We start from the raw sequence: 20744 nt of genomic DNA, 5'->3' as shown, positions 1-20744 counted from the left end.
GCCTCCTACTTGACATACTCAATAGTAATATTGCCGTCCACAGTATATTTAAAATATGATCCACTTGGTACAGTAGATGATTTAAAACCATTTGAAAGATTTATATAAACAGTATTGGATGAATTGAATTTTTTTGCAGTTGGATCGTAACCTGATTGAATGAGTTCAACCATAGTTTTTAAAGTATCATACTTGACCACATCGGACTGATAGAATATATTGATTAAATCCTCTTGTTGAGACAAGATATCTGGTCTGTAACTTGATACCATATTTGAAATAACATATTTTAAACCAGTATCAGTCTTAAAAACAATCAGCTCTGACGCATCATTATTTGGCACTCTTAAGCCATAGATTTCACTTGAGTTGGCATTAGAAAAATGGTCGTCAACGTACTTGTTTTCAACCCAACCATACTTTGATGCAATCTTATGAATCAAGACTAGGGCTTGTTCTCTAGTAGCATTAGCAGTTGGTGCAACCTGGTTGTTACCAACGCCTGATAAGATACCATTTTCAGAAGCGAAATTAACCGCATCATAAGCCCAAGCAGCTACAGCCTGCTCGTCAGAATATGCCATTTCACCCTTAGACGTTGTATTAACACCTAAAAGCTTTAGTTCTTTTACTAGCATAACAGCAATCTCTTGGCGGGTTACTAAGTTGCTTGGAGAAAAGAGTCTCTGGTCCTCATCGTTAAAACCCGTTCCTGAAACAATGCCTAAATTAAAGGCCTTTGCAACCATCTTATTATTAGAGTCTGCAAATGGGTTCCATTCTACTAAGTCTTCTATTTTTTGTCCTTTAGATTTTGCATATAAACGAACCGTTAATTCTGCAAATTCCTCTCTTGTAATGGGATGTTGCATCTTTGTTGTATCCAGGAGTTCCTCACTGGCAAGCCCTTCTAACAACATAGCCTTTACAAAAGGTTCTGCCCAATCAGAAGGTGATGCAAAAACACTTGTAAGCATCCCAAAAAGAATGACCACTATTAAAGTCATTGATAAGATGCGCTTAAAATTATTCATATTATTCATCCTTTCAGTATTTCTCTACTTATATTATATCGGATGAAAGTATCAATTTCATTAGGCTTTCATTACACTTGTGTTACTTTCATAAAGAAAAAAAGCAACCTCAAAAGGTTGCTACGGTAATAGAATTTCACCCGCCAGTACAGTAACGGCTTTGCCGCCTACCAATACGCGCTTATCTGAGACTTTAACATAAATCTGACTTGGACTTTCCATCCAATAACCTTGATAGGCATAAAAGCTCAGTTCATCATTTTCTTTTAAACCCTTGTTATATAGGCAGGCCCCTAGAGCACCGTTAGATGTACCCGTTGCAGCTTCTTCATTAATACCACATCCCGGCGCAAAATTTCTGCACCATACATCTTTTTCATCTAGTGTAAATGCATGAACACCTATAACATCTAATTCATGACTTAAACTTGCCAATTTCCCCATATTGGGAGAAATATCCTTTAAAGCCTCTTTTGATTTTACCGGCAACATAATATCCTTTAGGCCTGTTGACCATACTTCAGGTCCTTTCATAAGGTCAATACCTATTAGATCTTTATCAATCCCCATGATGAATGCAAAATGATCTAGATCGATATTTACATCCACGCATACCGGGTCTGCTTGTGTCATGACCACCTTATCATCAATAAACTCGATGTCTAATAAGCCAGCCTTGGTCTTTTGAACCAGCTTGTCTTTTTTTATCATACCAAGTTCTTTTAGAAGACTAAAGGTTGCAATGGTAGCATGACCACATAAGTCCACTTCTTCAGTTGGCGTAAAAAATCTTACTTCAAAGTCATAATCACTTGATCCAGGAAATACAAATGCTGTTTCTGACAGTTGCATCTCTCTTGCTATTATTAACATTTGATTTTCTGTTAATCCTTCAGCATTTACCATAACACCTGCTGCATTGCCGCCAAATGCTTGATCTGTAAATGCATCTACTTGATAAATTTTACGTTTCATCTTTTTCCCCCATTAGCTTAAGAAATCAAAATCCTTACCTAACTTTAAACTCTTAGCCTTATTATACAACAAAGTCGCAAGACATGTATCTTGTATGCCCATACCAGTGGTATCAAACAGAGTGATTTCTTCTCTTGTCGTCCTGCCATATTTATCTTCAAGCACCAAGTCTGATAGTTCCTTTAAGTCTGAAACATTTAGTGTACCTGCTTCTATGGCATTTCTTGTTTCGCCTAAAGCTGTCACTTGAGAGATTGAATCACAGAAAGCCCTCGCTTTTAGATATAGGTCAGGATCCAGTTCTTGTTTACCTTCTGCATCCGCACCTACAGCAACTATATGAGTACCTGGCTTAACCCAGTCACTTTTTACAATAGGCTCTTTGCTAGGTGTTGTCGTTACGAGAATATCCACATCACATGCTTCTTTTGCCGTTTCACAAATTGTGACCTCGACCCCCAGTATTTCCATTTCCTTTTTAAATAAAATCATGCTATCAAGTGATAAAGCCCATATTTTAACTTGTTCTATATCTAGAACTTCCTTGATTGCCATCAATTGCATTCTTGCCTGATTGCCTGCTCCTATGATACCGACAAGCTTGGAATCTTTTCTGGCCAAATACTTGCAAGATAAACCTCCAGCGGCCCCTGTCCTATAGCCTGTGATTAAAGAACCATCCATCATACACAGGGGGGAACCTGTCTTTGAATCTAGGAGGGTCACCGTCGCCAAAAGACTTGGCAGTCCCAGGTCTTTGTTACGCCAGAAGCCACTGGCAGACTTGATGCTGATCAAATCCGTTTCTTTTGAATAGCATGATTTGATATCTAATTCACCTATTTCCGCATCAATAGACACGATAGGTGGTTGAACCAATGCTCTTTTTCCATATATCTTATAAGCTTCTTCTACAGATTCTAAAGCATCTTTCATGGTTAATAGATGCTCAACATCAGATTTTCCAAGCATCAAACTCATCTTACACCAACTTCTTATCGATGAGATAATTCTCAAAGTGCTTGAGACTCTCCTCAAAGTTATCACGACCAAAGCCCATTCTGAAATACTGGCCTTCAAAGCCGTAAATCGATGATGGTAATAATAAAACACCTGCCTCTTCTACAAGTTTGTCGCAAAAATCTGCAATAGGCATATCAATCTTCATTTCAATAAAGGCAATTGGACCTGCCATTGGTCTCGTATAATTGAACAGCTTAGGATATCTATCAAAGAATGCTTCTGCTATGACTAAGTTATCTTCAATAATCTTTGTGTTTCTTGCCAGCAGCTTATCAGAATGCTTTAGAGCAACACCTGCTAAGAACTCAGAAGGTCCACTTGAACAGATACTGGTATAATGTTTCATCTTAATAAGTTTACCTAGCAAATCTTCATCTTTTGTTGCAAGCCAGCCAATCCTTAAACCTGCTAAACCATAAGCCTTACTCATAACCCCTAAAGAAATACCCTTTTCATATAAATCAGCTAGCCATGGACGTTTGATACCATCTAGCTCTACACCCTTATAAACTTCATCACAAAAAACATAGATATCATGTTTTCTTGCAAGCTCTACAATTCTCTTAAGCTCTTTAGCAGTAAATGTATAACCCGTTGGGTTATTTGGACTGTTTAATACAATCAACTTGGTAGTATCTTTTATCATTGATTCCAACTTATCTATGTCCATAAACCAACCATTTTCAGTCATCTCTAGTGACCATTTTGAAACATCACACCCAATGGCATGGGCCACTTCAAACAAGGATTGATAAATCGGAAACTGAGTAATCACATGATCACCCTTATCTAAAAGCACATTCATACAGTTAAAAATTGGCTCCTGCGCCCCTGCATGAACGATGATATTTTCTGTTTCCATTGTCGTGTAAAGACCTGCAATAATCTTTCTAAGCTCTGGATTTCCAGGGACTTCAGTGTAACCCAGCCATTCGGTCATAAATTTTTCTTTAGAACCAGGCTCCATAGCAAGCACCTGATCTATAGACATAGACGCACAATCCGACTGTGTTAATAAATAAGGTGCTGTAAATTCATGTTTTCCAAAAAATACTTCTAATTTAAAATCATTAATCTTCATAACAAACCTTCCCTTCTTGTGTATAATAAAAGTATAAGAGATATTTTTTCAAAAATATCCAACCAATGCAGATTTATTAACCAACCAATTTAGGAGCTTGATATGTCTAAAAAAATACAAGTGAACTGGCAACCCGACAGAAAGTCAAAAGTATCTCTTTCGGATCAGATTGTGTCTTATATAAAAAGCAAGATTTACAAGGGTGATTGGTTAGTTGGTGACCTTTTACCGTCACAAAGGGCCTTGTCTCAAACGCTTGGTGTTAATCGTTCAACCATTGTAGATGCTTTTTCTGAGTTAAATGCTCTTGGGATCATAGAATCCAAAACAGGCAAAGGCACCCTTATCGCTAACTCCTCTTGGTCCATGCTTTTATCCAAAACACCGGACTGGCAAAATTACATTAGCGGGAGCATTCATAAATCCAACTTGCCAACCATTCAGTCCATCAACAAGTATGAGTTTGAAGAGGATATCATCCGATTATCTACAGGAGAAATAGCTTCTGACTTGATGCCCCATGATGCCATTTCAAGTGTTCTTATGAAATTGGCAGAACTAAAGGAGCCTTATAACTATCTAGAACCTCTTGGCCTAGAAGAACTTAGGATCCAACTTTCAAATTATTTAAAAAGGTATCATCTAAATTTTAAACCTTCTGAAATACTGATTGTTTCTGGATCTTTGCAAGCTCTCCAGCTTATATCAGTTAGTCTTCTTGGAGAAAACTCAACTGTACTTGTTGAAGAAAACTCCTATGTGAAGTCACTCAAAGTTTTTGAATATGAAAAAATGAATATGAAATCTGTTCCAACAGATTCAAATGGACCTATTCCGTGGCTGATTGATGAGAAAGAGTTAAAATCAAATGCTTTACTATATACCATACCGACATTTCATAATCCCACCGGTCGCCTTATGTCAACTTCTAGACGACTTGAACTATTAGACTGGTGCAAACATCACCATTTACCCATTATAGAAGACGATGCTTATAGGGAACTTTATTTTGATAGTATGCCACCTGTACCCATTAAGTCTTATGATGACAGTGGCAATGTGCTCTATCTGGGTTCTATATCAAAATCCCTTGCACCAGGTCTTAGAATTGGTTGGATTGTTGGACCAGAATCGATCATTGAACGACTAGGTGATATAAAAATGCAGTCAGATTACGGCGCATCTTCTATTTCACAATGGATGTTAACCTATTTAATAAAAGATGGTCACTACGAAAAACATTTGGAAGTTCTAAGAAAAGAACTTAAAGACAGGTGTCATCATTTAAATGATCTATTAATTAAGCATTTTTCTAATATAGCAAGTTGGGAAGTACCAGAGGGCGGCTTCTATATATGGCTAAAACTCAATGATCATATCTCAACTGACATACTCTTCGATCTTGCACTAAAAGAAAAACTTCTAATCAATCCCGGTCACATATATGCCTTTAAAAAACATACCTATATCAGATTGTCATATTGTTATGCCAGTAAAGATCAATTGAGTGATGGCATAAAAAAATTGGCTGATATCATAAAAAAACTTTAAGGAATCTCTCCTTAAAGTTTTTTAATACAGCCATTTGTTATCTTCGAACTCGATGGAAATGCTTTTATTTGAAGCCGTTTCACCTGTCATAATCAGTGAAAAGTCATCTACTTGTCTTGGATCATTGGTTGGATGGCCAAGATAATTATGAGAAAAGAAACCACTTCCAATTTTGCATGCACATGACTCTCCTTGTATGCGGATATTGCCTTCTTTAAGAATCATATAATTACCTGATGATGCTTCTAGAGTAAACTGGTCATTCTCAAGCATAGCATACTTGGGAATGCCTATCTCCAATCTAAATGGAATATGCTCATAACCACCAGCATCCAAATGAATAGTTAAAGTCTTTTCTTCATGTTCAATCTTTACCTTCATGCTAAATGTATTATTTATCAGTAACTCACGTTTTTCATGGTCCATTTTCCACCAGTCACTGCTTTCTTGCTTTTGCTCAAAAGGCCTATAATACCAGCCTTCAGCATCAAAAAATAATTCATAACCATTTTCCTTAGGAACTATTTCTTGTATTTCAAAGTACCTCACATGACATAAACTAACACCAATATGTACCTGTAATCTCATGTCCTTATACTTAAGTATAAGAAAGTGTTTCTTATCTTTAACTAAAGAGTAGGTCAGATTATTCTTTCTGTAACGTACTACTCCAGATTCTTTAAAATACTTATTGTAATCTAATATAAACTCAGGTGACGATAACTTGTGATCTAGCAAATGTTTACGCAATAATATATCCACTAGGAAGTTGGGGAACTCATCTCTCTTTATGCCACCTTCTATCAGTTTGCATGCTGCCCTACTAAACAGCTCATCTTCATTTGAGACATAAAGGTATTGGAAAAAGTATTTTAGGCCAAACTCTTTGGTGCCCATGTCTTGTCTAGTTGAGTTGTCAGTAAAAATAGTATCATCTGGATCAAAGTAATACAGCATCATTTTTAGATTGCGTTTTATATATTCCAAATACTCTTTTTTGCCAGTGATTTCATAAAGTGAAATTAAGGCTCTATTTACAACTGCATTATAGTTTCCTGAAGAACGCTCTGCATATTCTCCATCCTCATTACAATCTATGCCTTCATTCAAATACTTGTCAGCTGCTTCTGTAAACACTTTTACCATTTTGCTATCTAAGTTAATTTGGCTTGACTGTAACAAGGCTGATGAGATAGCCCACCTATGATTTGGCGTATGAAAACCACCTTTGCAAATACCAATTGTCATTTTCTCAATTAGGATATAAAGTTCATGAGCAACTGACTTCAATGACGGCTCATGGTCAATAAGCTTGAAAGATGGTACCAATTTTTCTATACAAAATGCAGTATCTGGCGCTGAAGAAAAATTACACATGACAAAATCAATAGTTTGAGTCTCTCTTAACTCTCTGTTAAAAAAATCTAGTGACAAAGACATTGCATCTTTTAACGCTGGGCTTTTAAAGTATTTACTGTCTGGACATACATAAGCAGCTGCCATATAAGAGAATGAATACACGGTCTTTTTAATATCTACAAACTTATCTCTAAAACCTCCGTAATCTCTCCTACTTGGGTCTAAGACTCTTGAACATAAGTAGTCATCTACAGCTTCATCATTCTTAAAAACAATATAATCATAGTATTTTTTCATCTTTCCCCCTCATATACTCAATAAAAGCCAACATGGTAAGCGCCTGTCCATATGGTTTGGCTTCTAAAGGAATTTTTCTATAGTAGTCTAAATCATGTCCCATAGCAGTACCTGCTGACACACCATGTACAAGACCTTTTTCATCAACACATGCCAGTAAGGAGCTAATGCCTTTTTCTAACAGCGAATGATCAAGACAGTCGATTAAACCATCATTATAGCCTTTAAGTAATCCATAAATGATACCAGCACTACCGCTTGCCTCAATATATGTTTGGTTGTCATTTAATAATGTATGATAGAGTCCATTCTCTGAAGAAAGTGAAATTAAAGATTTAATCTGAGTTTTATAAGTTCTAAGTAGTTGCCTTTTTAAGTTTGTTTCACCTATAATATCTAGTAGTTCAGGTACAAATATTGTAATCCATGCGTTCCCTCTGGCCCAAAATGCTTTAGAGAAGTTATGACATCCTTCAAAAGTCCATCCATGATACCATAAACCGCTTACTCGATCGCTTAGATAATATTCATGTAAGGAATACTGGTATAAGGCTTCATCAATATACGCTTGTTTGTCAAAAACAACGCCTGCTTTGGCTAGAAATAAGACAGACATAAAAAGCGTATCATCCCAGAGTTCCTGACGGTTCTCTGCTTCACAAGTTAAATGTGATAAGCCACCTTGCAGCGTTCTTGGATGTTCATTGTATAGCCATGAAGCCCATTCTTTACATATTTCCCCATACTTCGCATAATTGTCTTCATCTAGAATTGAAACCATCGTCAACATCGGAGCCATAGAGTTGATGTTTTTACTAGGTAGACCATCTTTGATCCTATCATCGAAATATTCCATAATTATCTGTAAATACTTTTGATCTTTGGTGTGCTTATACATCTTATAATAGCCATAAAGACCCACACCTTGGAACCAATCAAACAGCTCAATTCGTCTTATGTCATCCTCTAAGAAGCCCTTGCTCTTCAAGCTTTTAACGACATGCGGATTAGATGCATATAAAAATTGCTTAAAGTTTTTGGCTATTAAATCTAATTTCGTCTCTATATTCATAAATACCTACTTTCAAGTTTATCTTATGATGAACAGAATATCTTTTCTCCTCTATTTTTGTCATAGGTGCTCATAAAACCGCATATTTTGTCAAAAAAAAGCCCCTTGAGATTATCTCAAAGCGACTCTTTATGGATGTGGACAAATCCCGATTAGAAGAGTTTATCCACATTTTTATTGACTTATCCTCTTATAAAGCACTCGAATAAAAAGTGTGATTTGAATCAATAAGATACCTATGATCATGACCCACTTTACAGCGCTGAAGATTGAAGCGAGGCTTGCAACAAATTGATTTTCTACTACTTTAAAATAGAGTGAACATGTGATGTTCTCAAGTAAATCGAAGTTAACTGCTATAAGAGGCAAGTACCTTATAAACTTTGTTTTTTCATCAAGCATCAAAGCCAAAGTGGCTACCATAAAAAACAGATAAATCAGTGGCCATACAAGATCATATGAGAATCTTGTCCATACATATGCATTTATGCCTTCTTGACTATAGGTCATCTTAATTTCATGTAACCTTCCTGCATTATAAAAGAAATCACTGTCAGGCGTTATATTATGACCGTTTAAAGACTCTAGTACGCCAGACATCTGAGGTAGCAAAATTAAAATGGCAGCTACAAACATAAATATTGATATAGATGCTTTTATTTTACTTGGTTTATACAATCTTTCTAACATTATTCCTCCTTGACACATTTGTATCATTTGCATATTTAATGTAAGCTAGATATAGAGTCAAATCAATTAAAAGTAAAAAAATAACACAAAACATACACCTTTGTGTCATGGAGATTATATGGAACTAAACATCAATAAAGACAATGAAAATTTTAAAAGCCTTACTAAAACAAAGTTGATGATCATCAAGGCTTTAGTAGATCTCATGCACGAAAGAGACTTTTCTTCTATTACAATAACAAACCTGTGTGAACATGCTCAGGTCGGTAGAAAAACCTACTACCGTCACTTTGAGTCAAAGTTTGAGGTTCTTATAACTTATCTCAAATTTCTTATGGAAGATGCTATTTTAGATCTTGAAAAAAAAGACCCTCAAACACTTGAAGATCTTCTTACTCATTACTTTTACTTTTGGCAATCTCATAAATCACTCATTCTTCTACTTAGACAGCACCAACTGTGTTATTTGATGATTTCTGTATGTGAAAACTACTTTGAAAACAGACCAGGACTTAAAAATGACTTTATTCACAAGATGCCTCATTCAGTTTCTATCTTCTTATTTTCCGGAGCCACTAGAGTGGTTCAAAAATGGATCTATGATTCTATGCCAAAGTCAGCCAGTCAAATGGCAAAAGAATTACATGATGCCATGGAAAATCTTATCTAGTTATTTTCTTTTAACAGTGATGATATCACCGTACTTGTTAAAAGACACCAAGACATCATGGGTACCACTGATGATGTAGATATGGTCCAGTTTAGAAGCCCTGATAACTTCCGATTTTTGTATACCTTTTCTTAGAATTTCAAAGTCATCTTGTCTTCTAAAGGCAATCCTGTTGTTAAATATAATGACATTCCTAGTCTTTAAAGTCACATCATACTCGTTGTACTTTAGGGCCTTTTTTTCGATGCATTCAAGAATTCTCTTGTGTATATCAAAGTCATTGTAATTGGTCTTTTGTCTTGTATGTGTGTTCTTTAAAGATCTTTCAATGTGTTTGATATAGGTTTTAAACTCTTTGGTGTTATGATCCATACCTGTAAGAAGATAAACTGCTTCATTAAACTTAGCATTATGCATATCTGTCGCTTCAGTCACTTCATAACCATGTTCAAAGTCATTGTGAATAATGAAATCCGGAGATTCACAATCTGTAAACCTGATATGGCTGTAATCATCAAAATAAAGATCTAGAAAATCGAAGAAAGCACGTCCTTCTTTTTTAAACTTCCACTTGAGATATTCTTCTTTTATAATCCTAGACTTTATCTTAGACCTGAGACTAACAGGCATTTTAGACTTAGCGACAAAGTCCAGTGTTAAGAGGTTAAATCTTACCTGGTACTCATGACCTCTATAACGGAAGGCATAATCACAAAAGCAGTCGCCTGCCAGCATTTCTTCATGTGCTTTTTTCATCCATGTTTCATGATCTCTTTTGATATGCTTTAACAGTTCATTTAAAGTCATTTTGCCCTCCTTTTTAATCTTATACCCAAGAAATAAGGCATTATTTAAGAACAAAAAAATAACCATAAAAATGGTTATTAAAATCTCAGAAGTTTTTTAGTTTGAGAAATTAGAAGATGCATCTCATCTTTTCTAATCTTATCCTGGGGAATGACCATGACTTGTCTACCAGAGAACAACTTGGATGTCTTATACCTTAAGTCTTCAGACATCAACAAGTAATACAAGTCATCACAAGTATGGTGGTCAGCACTTTTAAAGAGTTTTTTGATAAAGCCCTTCTCCTCTGCAGGCTTTAACATCATGTTGACAGTCACATGATCCCCTTTCAGTTTGCTCGACATATTAACAGCATACATCAAAAGCATGCGCATGGCGTTTGAATAAGATTTGCCTTCAGAAAACAATAGGCTTGCATCTTGAATATCACCCTTTAAAGCTGTTTCTGATATGAGATAGACAATTCTTGCATGTTCTTCTGTTTTTAAAGAAACTGACAGACCCTCCGTTAACATGAAAGGAGCCAGATAATGCATGGCAATCAAAGGATCAAACCCCTCTGATGTAAGTGTTCTTTCACCACTCTCACATTGTTCTTGAAAAAGCAGTGCATCTAGATATGCATATCGTTTGTTAAAGTCTTTTAGAAAAGACGACACACTTTTTAAGTCGGTCAAATCCAAATACATATGACTGACACGAGAAGCTTGTTGACTCTTACAAGCGACAATAACTTCATGTCCCTCTTCTTTAAATTTTTCAATTAATTCTTTGGTCGTGGAGACGACCTCACCTATTATGAGTATTCTTTTTTTCATCATCACCTACATATTTTTTCGCATTTTATGGCAACAGAAAGTTGCTCATAGAACTCACCATCAGATGTAATCTTCATAAGTTCTTTCATTTTTTGTATTCTGTAGCGTATGGTATTTTTGTGCTGAAACATATGATCTGCAGTCAAAACCATGTCTCCTAAATTTTTAATATAAACTCTGGCAGTCTCAATCAACTTGCCATCATCATAAGATTTTATAGGGTCTAGTACACCTTCTACATAACTTTTCATCCAAGTATCTTTATGAGGCAGTAGCATCTTATAAAGACCAATATCATGGTAATCAACTATAATATCCTGGTTCATTTCACAAACCATATTGGCATAAACGGCTTCTTTTATACCCTTGTCCAGTAGTTGAAGAGATTCAGAAATATGACCATGACCAATATAAAAGTCACTCACCTTATAATCGCCAATGGTCATTAGGTAGTCCAGATCTACCCTCGGATGACTGGGTCTCTTTTCATATGTCAAAACCACAAGTAGACCATCCCTATACTTAAATATACCATGTTCAGACGGTCTTTTTCTAGAACGTTTGTAGCGTTCAGATATTTCAATGATGCCCTCATCATTTATATACCTTTTTTCTTTAAGGAAAAACACTTGATGATAATTTAAGAAATCACCATTTAGTTCAAAGGCCATTTCTTCTACAAGAGAAGCTTTTAAGTCATTTGAAAACATGGTTTCAATTTTAGATTCAATGATTTCCATATAAGACCTCGAGTGCATGCCTTTTATTAAGCCCTCAATGACATCTTCAAAATAGGCATTCGATTCAAATAAAAAAATGGGAATATCCTTTTTATTAGCTAAACTGAGAACACTTTCAGACACTTCTTTCACATAGATATTTTTTATAGCAAGGGCTGCAATATTGCAGTCTATCAAATCATAAATAGCCTGATCAATTAAATCAGGATAATTTCTAATTGGTGTAAAAGTCGTTAAGACAAAGTCACCACTTCTAAAATTGCCTTTGATGCCTTCAATAAGCTCATGATCTAGGATCCCTATTTTATCAATTCTTTTAATTAACTTGACCTCTTTGTTTAAAAGCTTTAATGGTTTTAACTCGTTTAACATCAAGGCATCAGCAATAGAAATAGACATAAAGCCTCCTTTTGTATTTTATACAACAATTCTACATGATTTTCTTTTCTAGTACAAATACAATCGTCAGAATTTTCTATATAATAGAGAAAAAGATAAACAAATCAAGGAGGTTTTATGTTTAAGGTAAAGGTATTAAATCAAGCGGTATTAGAAGAGGTATTAGAAATGCCAATGGTAATTGAAGCCATTGAGCAGGTATATACATTAAAAGAACAAAATCAAACAGCACTATTCCCAATGGTTTTCCATGAGTTCAACCCAGGTGTTGCAGATATGGACATTAAGTCAGGCCACTTAAAGGGTGCTGATATATTCGGTCTAAAACTGGTTTCATGGTTTGGTGAAAATAAAGATAAAAATCTACCACTCTTAATCGGAACAACTATGATTTTCGATTCTAAAACTGGTGCACCACAAGCCATCTTAAATGCAGACCACATCACTGGTATGAGAACAGGTGCCGCAGGTGCAATCGGTGCTAAATACTTGGCTAAAAAAGACTCTAAAACAATGTTAATGGTTGGTACAGGCCACATTGCACAATTTGAAATTGCTGCAACTCTTATTGCAGTACCTAGTATTGAAAAAGTTTTGATTCACGATCCTATGTCAGTAGAAAGATCAAAAGATTACGCTGGCTCTATCAAGGAAAAACTCCTTAAGAACTTCAATGTAGATAAAGAAGTGACATTTGAAGCAGTAGAAAACTTTGAACAAGCAGTTGGTGTTTCTGATGTTATCATCACAGCAACACCTTCAAGACAGGCAATGATTCAAAAAGACTGGGTGAAGCCAGGTACACACCTCTCTTGCGTGGGTGCTGATATGGAAGGCAAACAAGAAATTGATGAAAAGCTATTTGCAGATGCCATTGTCGTTGTAGATGATATTGGCCAAGCCGTTAATGTTGGTGAAACTGAAACAGCTTTTAAAGCAGGTATCATTTCGGAAGATAAAATCTACTCTGAAATCGGTGCTGTTATATTAGGTGACAAAAAGGGTAGAACATCTGATGAAGATATTACAATCTTTGACTCTACAGGTATCGCACTTCAAGACTTAATGACTTCAAAGATTGCTTTAGAATTAGCAGATAAAAAAGGATTAGGTACAGTTATCGATTTATAGGGGGCAAAATGAAAATTAAAGATTTTGGTGTAGAGATTTGGATGAATCTCTATGAAAACAATTGTAAGTACAACCTAGCAGAAACATGTGTAGAATCTATGACAGTAAAAGAACTTTTAACACTCGCTGGTAACCAGGATGAGGTCATGAACAATATCCTAAACATGCAGATGAGCTATGGCGATATTGAAGGTTCAGATAAACTTGTAACAGGAGTTAGATCACTTTATAAAACTGTAAAACCTGAGCAAGTAACCATTACTCATGGTGCTATTGGTGCAAATGCACTGACTATGTTCAGCTTAATTGAACCAGGTGATAGAGTTGTATCTGTTCTACCGACTTACCAGCAGCACTATTCTATTCCAGAAGCCTATGGTGCTGATGTTCAAATCTTAAAACTAAAGCCAGAAAATAAATTCTTACCTGACTTAGAAGAGCTTGCATCACTTGTGAATGACAATACAAAACTTATTTGCATCAACAATCCTAACAACCCTACAGGTGCATTAATGGATGAAGCATTCTTAAAGGAGATTGTTGAAATCGCAAAGTCAGTGGATGCTTATGTAATTTGTGATGAAGTATACAGAGGACTTGACCATGAAGGTTCAGGCTTCACAACTTCTATTGTAGATTTATATGATAAAGGTATCTCTTCAGGCAGTATATCGAAAACTTTCTCATTAGCTGGTTTGAGAATCGGTTGGTTAGCAGGTCCAGAAGACTTTATTGAAAAAGTGAACAGAAGAAGAGACTATACAACCATTTCATGTGGACGTATAGATGATTACCTAGCATCAATAGCCCTAGAGAATAAAGACAAGATCATCGAAAGAAACCATAAGATTGTACGTGATAACATCAAAATCTTAGACGAATGGGTTCAAAAAGAGCCTAAGATTTCTTACGTAAAACCTAAGGCTGGAACAACAGCATTTCTTAAGTATGATTTTGATATGCCATCTGAAGAATTCTGTATTAAGTTGCTTGAGTCTAAGGGTGTTATGTTGGTGCCAGGTTCAGCACTTCATACAGAAGGCTTCTTAAGAATCGGCTATGCATTTAGTCCTTCTGCATTAAAAGAAGGCCTTGATAAATTCTCAGAATTCTTAGAGGAACTCTCATGTTAGATTTAAGATTAATCATAGAGACAAAGAAACTCATTGATTCATATGTATTGGAAACGCCACTGAGCCTTTCCAATACTTTAAGTTCTAAAAATAGAAAAGTCTACTTTAAAAACGAAGGATTACAACCAACAAGAAGTTTTAAAATGCGTGGCGCCTTTAGTAAAATGCTTCGTCTTAGTGATGAGGAAAAATCAAATGGTGTTGTAGCAGTCTCTTCTGGTAATCATGGAGTAGCAGTATCTTATGCAGCCAAGATGCTGGGTATTGAAAAAGCACTTATCTTTGTTCCAGAAAACACACCTGACTCAAAGATAGATACCATCAGACATTACGGCGCAGAGCTTATCGTCAAAGGTAAATCATACGATGAAGCTCATGCCATTGGTATGGCCTATGTAAAAGACCATCAAATGACCTATATTGATGCTTATGACAAGGATCCACTTATCTATGCGGGACAAGGGACTGCAGGACTTGAAATTCTTAGACAGAATCCTAATATTGATACCATCTTGGCGCCAATTGGTGGCGGTGGCTTGATTTCTGGTATCTCAACTGCTGCTAAGACCATCAATCTCAAGATCAAAGTCATCGGTGTCCAAACTGAAGCTTGTCCAGCAATGAAAGCTTCTATGGATGAGAAACACTTTTATCCAGAATATCCATCAGATGAATCTGTTTGTGAAGCACTCATCGGCGGTGTTGGCGAGCTTGCTTACAATCTAGCTGATGAGTTGATTGATGACATCATCATCGTAAAAGAAGAGAGCATTATAAAAGCCCTTAAACATATGATACTAGAAGAACGTACCATCATCGAAGCATCCTCTTGTGTTGTTGTGGCAGCACTTATGGAACATGCAGACTATGATTTTGGTAAAGAAGTGGCACTTTTATTATCAGGCAATAATATAGACGTTGAATTAATGAAAAAAGTGATAAATGATTAGGACATCCAAAATGGATGTCCTAATTTTGTGGTTGAAGATAGAGATGTTCGATGGTATTGCCACTGATCTCAATGTCATCGACAAGATAAACCAAACGGTTAGTGCCCTTTCTTAAAACAATCTTTATCCAGTAGGGAGACTTAAGACGATTGTTTTCAAGGTCTTTTGTGGAGTCTGTAAGGGGTAAAACATAATGAGTAGTCCAGTTAGATTTATCACTTGTTGACATTAAGATTGGGAATAGAACTTTACTACCAACCATTTCTTCATAATTGTATGTGTTGTTGTTTTTATCGACATAGGTCATGGCCATTAACTCATCACTCATGGTCACCTGGATGTCATCAGGTTCGCCTATAGTTTCTACATATATATCAATTCTTTCAAGGGACATAAAGCGGTGTGGCTCGTCTGTTAGCGTCTCTCCAAATATGTTTTCTCCACCATCCCAGTATGTCCAAGCACCTACAATTGAAATATTTAAAGCCCTTAATGAAACTTTTTCAGTTTGATCAATTTTGGACTCATCTTGATAAGGACTGGAATGGATAATAGCCCTATAATGAACATCATAGAAACCATCTTCAAGATCAGAAGCTTCATAGTCATAAAACCACTTATCATCCACTTTGGTCATTTTATAAGTTTCAGCATATGGAGACCCGTAATAAATGGTTAACTGAACTTCATCAACGTATTTTGAAGTTTCACACTCAAAGGTATTGGAGCCAGGTAAAATCATGTCAGGCGTAAAAGTTATCAAGTCGATTGGTGTATCAATAACAATATCAAAGGCTCTAGCATCTGAATTAGAACTATTATCTGAATCTCTTACACATAGCTCAACTTCGTAATCGCCATTAACATACGCCTTAGGAACAAGAAAGGTCATTTCATCATAATGCCTGTCACCTTCATGGAGGCTGTAATCACCTATATAGTCCATGTAAGAAGAAACTGGTCTACCATTTTCTAACCATCTATAAACCAGGTCATGGTCATAAGGATACCTAGTCTTTACATGAAAAAACCTCAAATATTCTGTTCCTGGAATACCATTTAGGCTAAAACGATTATCCTCTACTTTTACTTTTGCATCTAAGAGTTGTGGTGGCGGTGTATCCGACAGAGTAAAGGTCACCTGCTTTGGATCACTCCAAGCCCCTTCCATATCTTTTACTGAGTATCTAAACTCATAGGTACCTGCTGACAGTTTGTCCGGCACAGCATAAATCCATACTGATGATAAGGTGTTTCTATACATAGCCTTTACATCACGTATGCCCTTACGGTCATCTGAATATTCATGGTCTAAATCATAAGACTGATCTACAAAAATAGTCTGATACATTGAAGATGATGCATCATATGTCCAGTCAAGGACATAATCTGCAATAGGTTTTCTGTGGACCAATATAGAAACTTCTGAAACATTGGATTCTTTATCAAAAGAAACCTGACCTGTATTGTCTTTTAAGAGTGCGTATATCTTAAACAAACCAACCTTAGAAAATGATGCGGCAACGTGGTTTGAAAAATTGGTCTTAGCCTGTTTATAAATCACACTAGCAAAAGACTCTAAACCCATAGGATTATCAAAAACCTGGTCTTGTACATATTGATAACCATAGTTGGTTAAAGGATCACCTTCCGTATCGAACATTATTTGACTCAAAGTAAAGGTGTCACCTACTTCAACTAGATATTTTGATGAAAATGGATACTTGCTTCCAATATAATCAATGGCCTGCTTCATAAGATTATCCATCCCTGAACCATCATTTTCAATAAACATGACTTCATTTGAAACGGCATTCTTTAAGGCTATATCTCCAATCAGAATAACATCATAGTGAGCTCTCGATTTCATGATGTTAAAATCATCTAAGTTAAAGGTATCATCTGCAATGTAAACGAGATACTTATCCGATGTTTCTCTAAAAGGATTTGCATAGGCTTGTTTTACCGATTTATAAACCGTACCAGAATAGTAACCCGTGTACCTGTTGACAGTATAATAATGCCTTTTTGTCGTAGTTTTGGTTTTACACTCCTCTTTCTGCCTATAATCTTTATCACAGCAGCCAGAATTGCAGCCAGACTGGTTTCCTATCCCATTACATGCCCTAAGACAAGCAGAGTCACAATTGACATAGCCATTAAAAACATTCACTGTTTTACAGGATTCGTAAGATTCCTCGGTTGTATAATAGTCTTCATAAGAGTTATTAATCACATTGTATCTTGAAAGAACACCTATGAATCCAGAAGATGAATAAGTCAAGGTGGCTGAAGGATAGGTATCGCCACTATAATCAGAAGTATCAATTTGCTGAGATTGTACATAAGTCTTCAAGTCTCTATAGTCCGCCTTAACGTCTAAGCCATAAAGACGAAGGTCATTGTTATAATCCACACGACTTTCTCTAAGCTCTGAAATATCTCCATCACCTAAGTTCTCATCAGACATGATATACATATCAACCTTTTGAAAACTTTCGGGTATATCAAGGTCAATTTCTACAAGAGGTCTTAGATTATCAACATAAAAAACTCTTTCAACCTTCTTTGTCCTTTTATCTTCTTCTGTAAGAAAGGCTTCAATGGTTGCCTCTCCATAGGATTCACTGACATTATTAACAATTTTGTAAAATCCTAACATTGTCGGTGTAAAAAAATTTAACTGCCCTTCAGATTCATGAATCAACTTTTCTGCAATGCCATCGTTATCCTCATCAAAGTAAACTTGAAAATGATTGAATGAAATCCTATCACCATCAAGACTATCTGCAGAATACGTGATGTTTAAGGTTTCATTTCTAGTTAAGACATTGTTCCAAATGTTGAAATATACATTGGGTTCATAGTCAGGTACAATGCCGATATGATAATCCGTTGATGTAGACTCAGAACGTGCATCATTACTTGCAACTATAGTCGCCTTATAAAAACCCGGACTCTTAAAGATCATATCAATTTCATTTTCTGACACAGGTTTCATTTTCCAATCATTCATTAATCCATCTACTGAAGTATAAGAAATTGTATAAGAGTTGGGATACTTTGCAGCAACAAAGGGATCTTCAACATCAGATGACTTGTTATAAAGAGTTACCAGACGATTTTCCTTTAAAGTGCCTTCTGCTACCAGTTTAGACCTTGGTAAAGAAGAATGCACATTAAAAGCTTCTTTAAAGGTGCTCTCTACATCTTGATCATTTACAACTTTAATGACAATATCAGCTATATAATTATTATGAGTCTCTCCAAATGAAAACTTGCCATCAAAGAAATCATCCCAATCAACCTCATCACCGTCAATAATTATAGACTTTGATTTTACTATCTGACCACCATAATTGGTATTATCACTTGCCTCTACGGGATCAATGTCTATAACATGGTGGGGTATGTCAAAGTCAAGTTCAATGGCCTGCTTGACTTCTTTTCTAAAGGAAAAGGCGTCATAGTAGCGATCTGAAGACCTGCTGTTTTTAACAGTCTGGTAAACTATATACGACTCATAATGATCGTCTACAGTAATGAAGTCATACAAATCATCTACAAACCCAATAGGCTGACCAATATAAGTATAGGTTGCTTGTCTTGAAAGATCACCTGTCTTAACTAATATCTCATATGTTTCAATATCGCCAGTAGAATAATCCTTATAATCTAGCATGTCCACAGTAAATGGCAAAGTCTTAGAAGGATCACTCGGGTCAGGCAGCAACTGAACATCTTTTACATCAAATAGTGATTTCAAGCCATCACCTACAGTGTCCACGTCTAAGGCTGAAACCTCATCGTTGACAACCTCTGATTTATTAGCACCATAAAATGAAGTATACGATTTACCTGTAGCTGTAACCAAACCATCTTGAATATCGTCTTTATCAATCTCAAGTTCAAAAATATGTTCTAATGCGGTATTGCCATTTACTACAGTATTCGGTCTTCCTGAATAAACGACACTCTTATTACCTATTGCCAAACTAAGATGAATTCTTTTTAACTCCTCTTGATTATAAAAAAGCACCTTATCGGAATCAGAAATAATATCAGAATCTAGATATTGACCGATAACTTTAACAGAAACCGCAACACGACCAGTAGCATCAATCTTATAAGTACCCTTATCTAGAATCTCTACAACAACAGCCTGATTCTTCTTATCTTTAGCCTTAGCAACCTCAGTCGAAAACATCTGATACCACAATCGTCCAGCATTCCGCTGATACATCTTACCTTCTCCGTTATAAAGGGTAGAGTTGATTGTATAGATGTTCATATGATCTGCAACAGCTTTTCCTTGACCACTGTAGTCACTATACTTTGGATTATTTTTATCTAATCCTTCATATGTAGAATACAATAGAACATCATCCACCATATCATCTATCTGTTTTCTTAATGGTGTATATTTTGGATTTTTTTCATTTGTAGCATCTAGTGTTATTTTTGACGCATCTTGTCCTGAAACTTCATCCCAATGATGATAAATCCACTTTTTTTCTGAAACAGATCTACCTGAATCTGAATCTCTAGGAAAATCATCGTTAGAATAAAGAATGCCATTTAAAGCATAACCATGATGCCTGTACTCTCCTCGAATATCGTTTTTTTCATAGTAACCTATACCACTAGAATTTCTAGTTTCAGTTTTAAAATCATTTTTTCCTTCAAACAAGAATACAGAACCATAGTAACCATAAACCTGTATAGCTTTTTCTTTGTGCAGCTCCACATTGAAATATAATTTCTTATCGTTAATGTTGATATAGTGTGGAATCGAGTTATGTTCAAAATCACCATTATCATCATTCCCATCAATATAATAATTGATATAGTATTTTGCCTTGTATTCATCACTCTGTTTATACTCACTTTCAATGTAGCTCTCATTATATAGGACACTATCATTAACTTCTTCTGCATAAGGCACATGAATAGGTATATTCAAAAGCAACAAGGAAAATAAAAGCGTCCATGCAATTATTTTTTTCATAAAGTC

At 35.8% G+C, this 20744-nt stretch carries 16 protein-coding genes; 5 read left to right on the top strand and 11 right to left on the bottom strand.

Features of this window, described 5'->3' with window-relative positions; genetic code table 11:
- Positions 1-5 precede the first annotated feature (5 nt).
- The 4 genes from EZV73_RS05420 to EZV73_RS05405 form a co-directional block, all read right to left on the bottom strand.
- Entirely contained in the window at positions 6-1034 is a 1029-nt protein-coding gene (locus EZV73_RS05420; RefSeq protein WP_240839065.1) for an S-layer homology domain-containing protein, read from the bottom strand.
- Between the two features lie 120 nt (positions 1035-1154).
- A complete protein-coding gene (locus tag EZV73_RS05415) occupies positions 1155-2009 on the bottom strand; it encodes a PhzF family phenazine biosynthesis protein (protein ID WP_240839063.1) in 855 nt (284 codons plus the stop codon).
- A 12-nt stretch (positions 2010-2021) separates the two neighbouring features.
- Positions 2022-2990: an ornithine cyclodeaminase family protein gene (locus EZV73_RS05410; protein WP_240839061.1), complete on the bottom strand. Its 969-nt coding sequence runs from the start codon at positions 2988-2990 to the stop codon at positions 2022-2024.
- 1 nt (position 2991) lies between these two features.
- The gene (locus EZV73_RS05405) at positions 2992-4113 is read right to left on the bottom strand and encodes an aminotransferase class I/II-fold pyridoxal phosphate-dependent enzyme (RefSeq protein WP_240839059.1); all 1122 of its coding nucleotides are present in this window, start codon (positions 4111-4113) and stop codon (positions 2992-2994) included.
- A 102-nt stretch (positions 4114-4215) separates the two neighbouring features.
- On the opposite strand from EZV73_RS05405, the gene EZV73_RS05400 reads away from it, so the two are divergent.
- Positions 4216-5664: a PLP-dependent aminotransferase family protein gene (locus EZV73_RS05400; RefSeq protein ID WP_240839057.1), complete on the top strand. Its 1449-nt coding sequence runs from the start codon at positions 4216-4218 to the stop codon at positions 5662-5664.
- Positions 5665-5685: 21 nt separating this feature from the next.
- Here the strand turns inward: EZV73_RS05400 and EZV73_RS05395 are convergent, their stop codons facing one another.
- From EZV73_RS05395 to EZV73_RS05385, 3 genes are all read right to left on the bottom strand, one after another.
- The gene (locus EZV73_RS05395; RefSeq protein ID WP_240839055.1) at positions 5686-7320 is read right to left on the bottom strand and encodes a hypothetical protein; all 1635 of its coding nucleotides are present in this window, start codon (positions 7318-7320) and stop codon (positions 5686-5688) included.
- Entirely contained in the window at positions 7304-8392 is a 1089-nt protein-coding gene (locus EZV73_RS05390) for a glycoside hydrolase family 105 protein (protein ID WP_240839053.1), read from the bottom strand. The genes EZV73_RS05395 and EZV73_RS05390 overlap by 17 nt, the downstream gene beginning before the upstream one ends.
- A 174-nt stretch (positions 8393-8566) precedes the next feature.
- A complete protein-coding gene (locus EZV73_RS05385; protein WP_240839051.1) occupies positions 8567-9082 on the bottom strand; it encodes a hypothetical protein in 516 nt (171 codons plus the stop codon).
- 118 nt (positions 9083-9200) lie between these two features.
- Here EZV73_RS05385 and EZV73_RS05380 point away from each other — a divergent pair, with 118 nt between their 5' ends.
- A complete protein-coding gene (locus EZV73_RS05380; protein ID WP_240839049.1) occupies positions 9201-9752 on the top strand; it encodes a TetR/AcrR family transcriptional regulator in 552 nt (183 codons plus the stop codon).
- On the opposite strand, the gene EZV73_RS05375 is transcribed toward EZV73_RS05380, so the two are convergent.
- The 3 genes from EZV73_RS05375 to EZV73_RS05365 all read right to left on the bottom strand — a co-directional run bounded on the left by EZV73_RS05375 (position 9753) and on the right by EZV73_RS05365 (position 12516).
- Complete coding sequence (locus tag EZV73_RS05375) at positions 9753-10559, bottom strand: hypothetical protein (protein ID WP_240839046.1); 807 nt, start codon at positions 10557-10559, stop codon at positions 9753-9755.
- 77 nt (positions 10560-10636) lie between these two features.
- On the bottom strand, positions 10637-11377 hold the full coding sequence (locus EZV73_RS05370; protein ID WP_240839044.1) for a hypothetical protein: 741 nt from the start codon (positions 11375-11377) through the stop codon (positions 10637-10639).
- Between the two features lie 2 nt (positions 11378-11379).
- Positions 11380-12516 (bottom strand): PucR family transcriptional regulator, encoded by a 1137-nt coding sequence (locus tag EZV73_RS05365; protein WP_240839042.1) that lies wholly within the window; start codon positions 12514-12516, stop codon positions 11380-11382.
- 117 nt (positions 12517-12633) lie between these two features.
- Here EZV73_RS05365 and EZV73_RS05360 point away from each other — a divergent pair, with 117 nt between their 5' ends.
- The 3 genes from EZV73_RS05360 to EZV73_RS05350 are packed head-to-tail and all read left to right on the top strand — an operon-like array spanning position 12634 to position 15730.
- Entirely contained in the window at positions 12634-13647 is a 1014-nt protein-coding gene (locus tag EZV73_RS05360) for an ornithine cyclodeaminase family protein (RefSeq protein ID WP_240839041.1), read from the top strand.
- Positions 13648-13655: 8 nt separating this feature from the next.
- Complete coding sequence (locus tag EZV73_RS05355) at positions 13656-14780, top strand: aminotransferase (RefSeq protein ID WP_240839040.1); 1125 nt, start codon at positions 13656-13658, stop codon at positions 14778-14780.
- Complete coding sequence (locus tag EZV73_RS05350; RefSeq protein WP_240839038.1) at positions 14774-15730, top strand: threonine/serine dehydratase; 957 nt, start codon at positions 14774-14776, stop codon at positions 15728-15730. The genes EZV73_RS05355 and EZV73_RS05350 overlap by 7 nt, the downstream gene beginning before the upstream one ends.
- 19 nt (positions 15731-15749) lie before the next feature.
- Here EZV73_RS05350 and EZV73_RS05345 read toward each other — a convergent pair whose 3' ends face one another.
- On the bottom strand, positions 15750-20738 hold the full coding sequence (locus tag EZV73_RS05345) for an Athe_2463 domain-containing protein (protein ID WP_240839036.1): 4989 nt from the start codon (positions 20736-20738) through the stop codon (positions 15750-15752).
- Between the last annotated feature and the right edge of the window lie 6 nt (positions 20739-20744).

It is taken from the genome of Acidaminobacter sp. JC074 (assembly GCF_022496765.1).
Taxonomy (GTDB): Bacteria; Bacillota; Clostridia; order Peptostreptococcales; family Acidaminobacteraceae; genus JABXKX01.
Note: the sequence above shows the minus strand (reverse complement) of the source record. Positions and strands in the feature narration are given on the sequence as shown.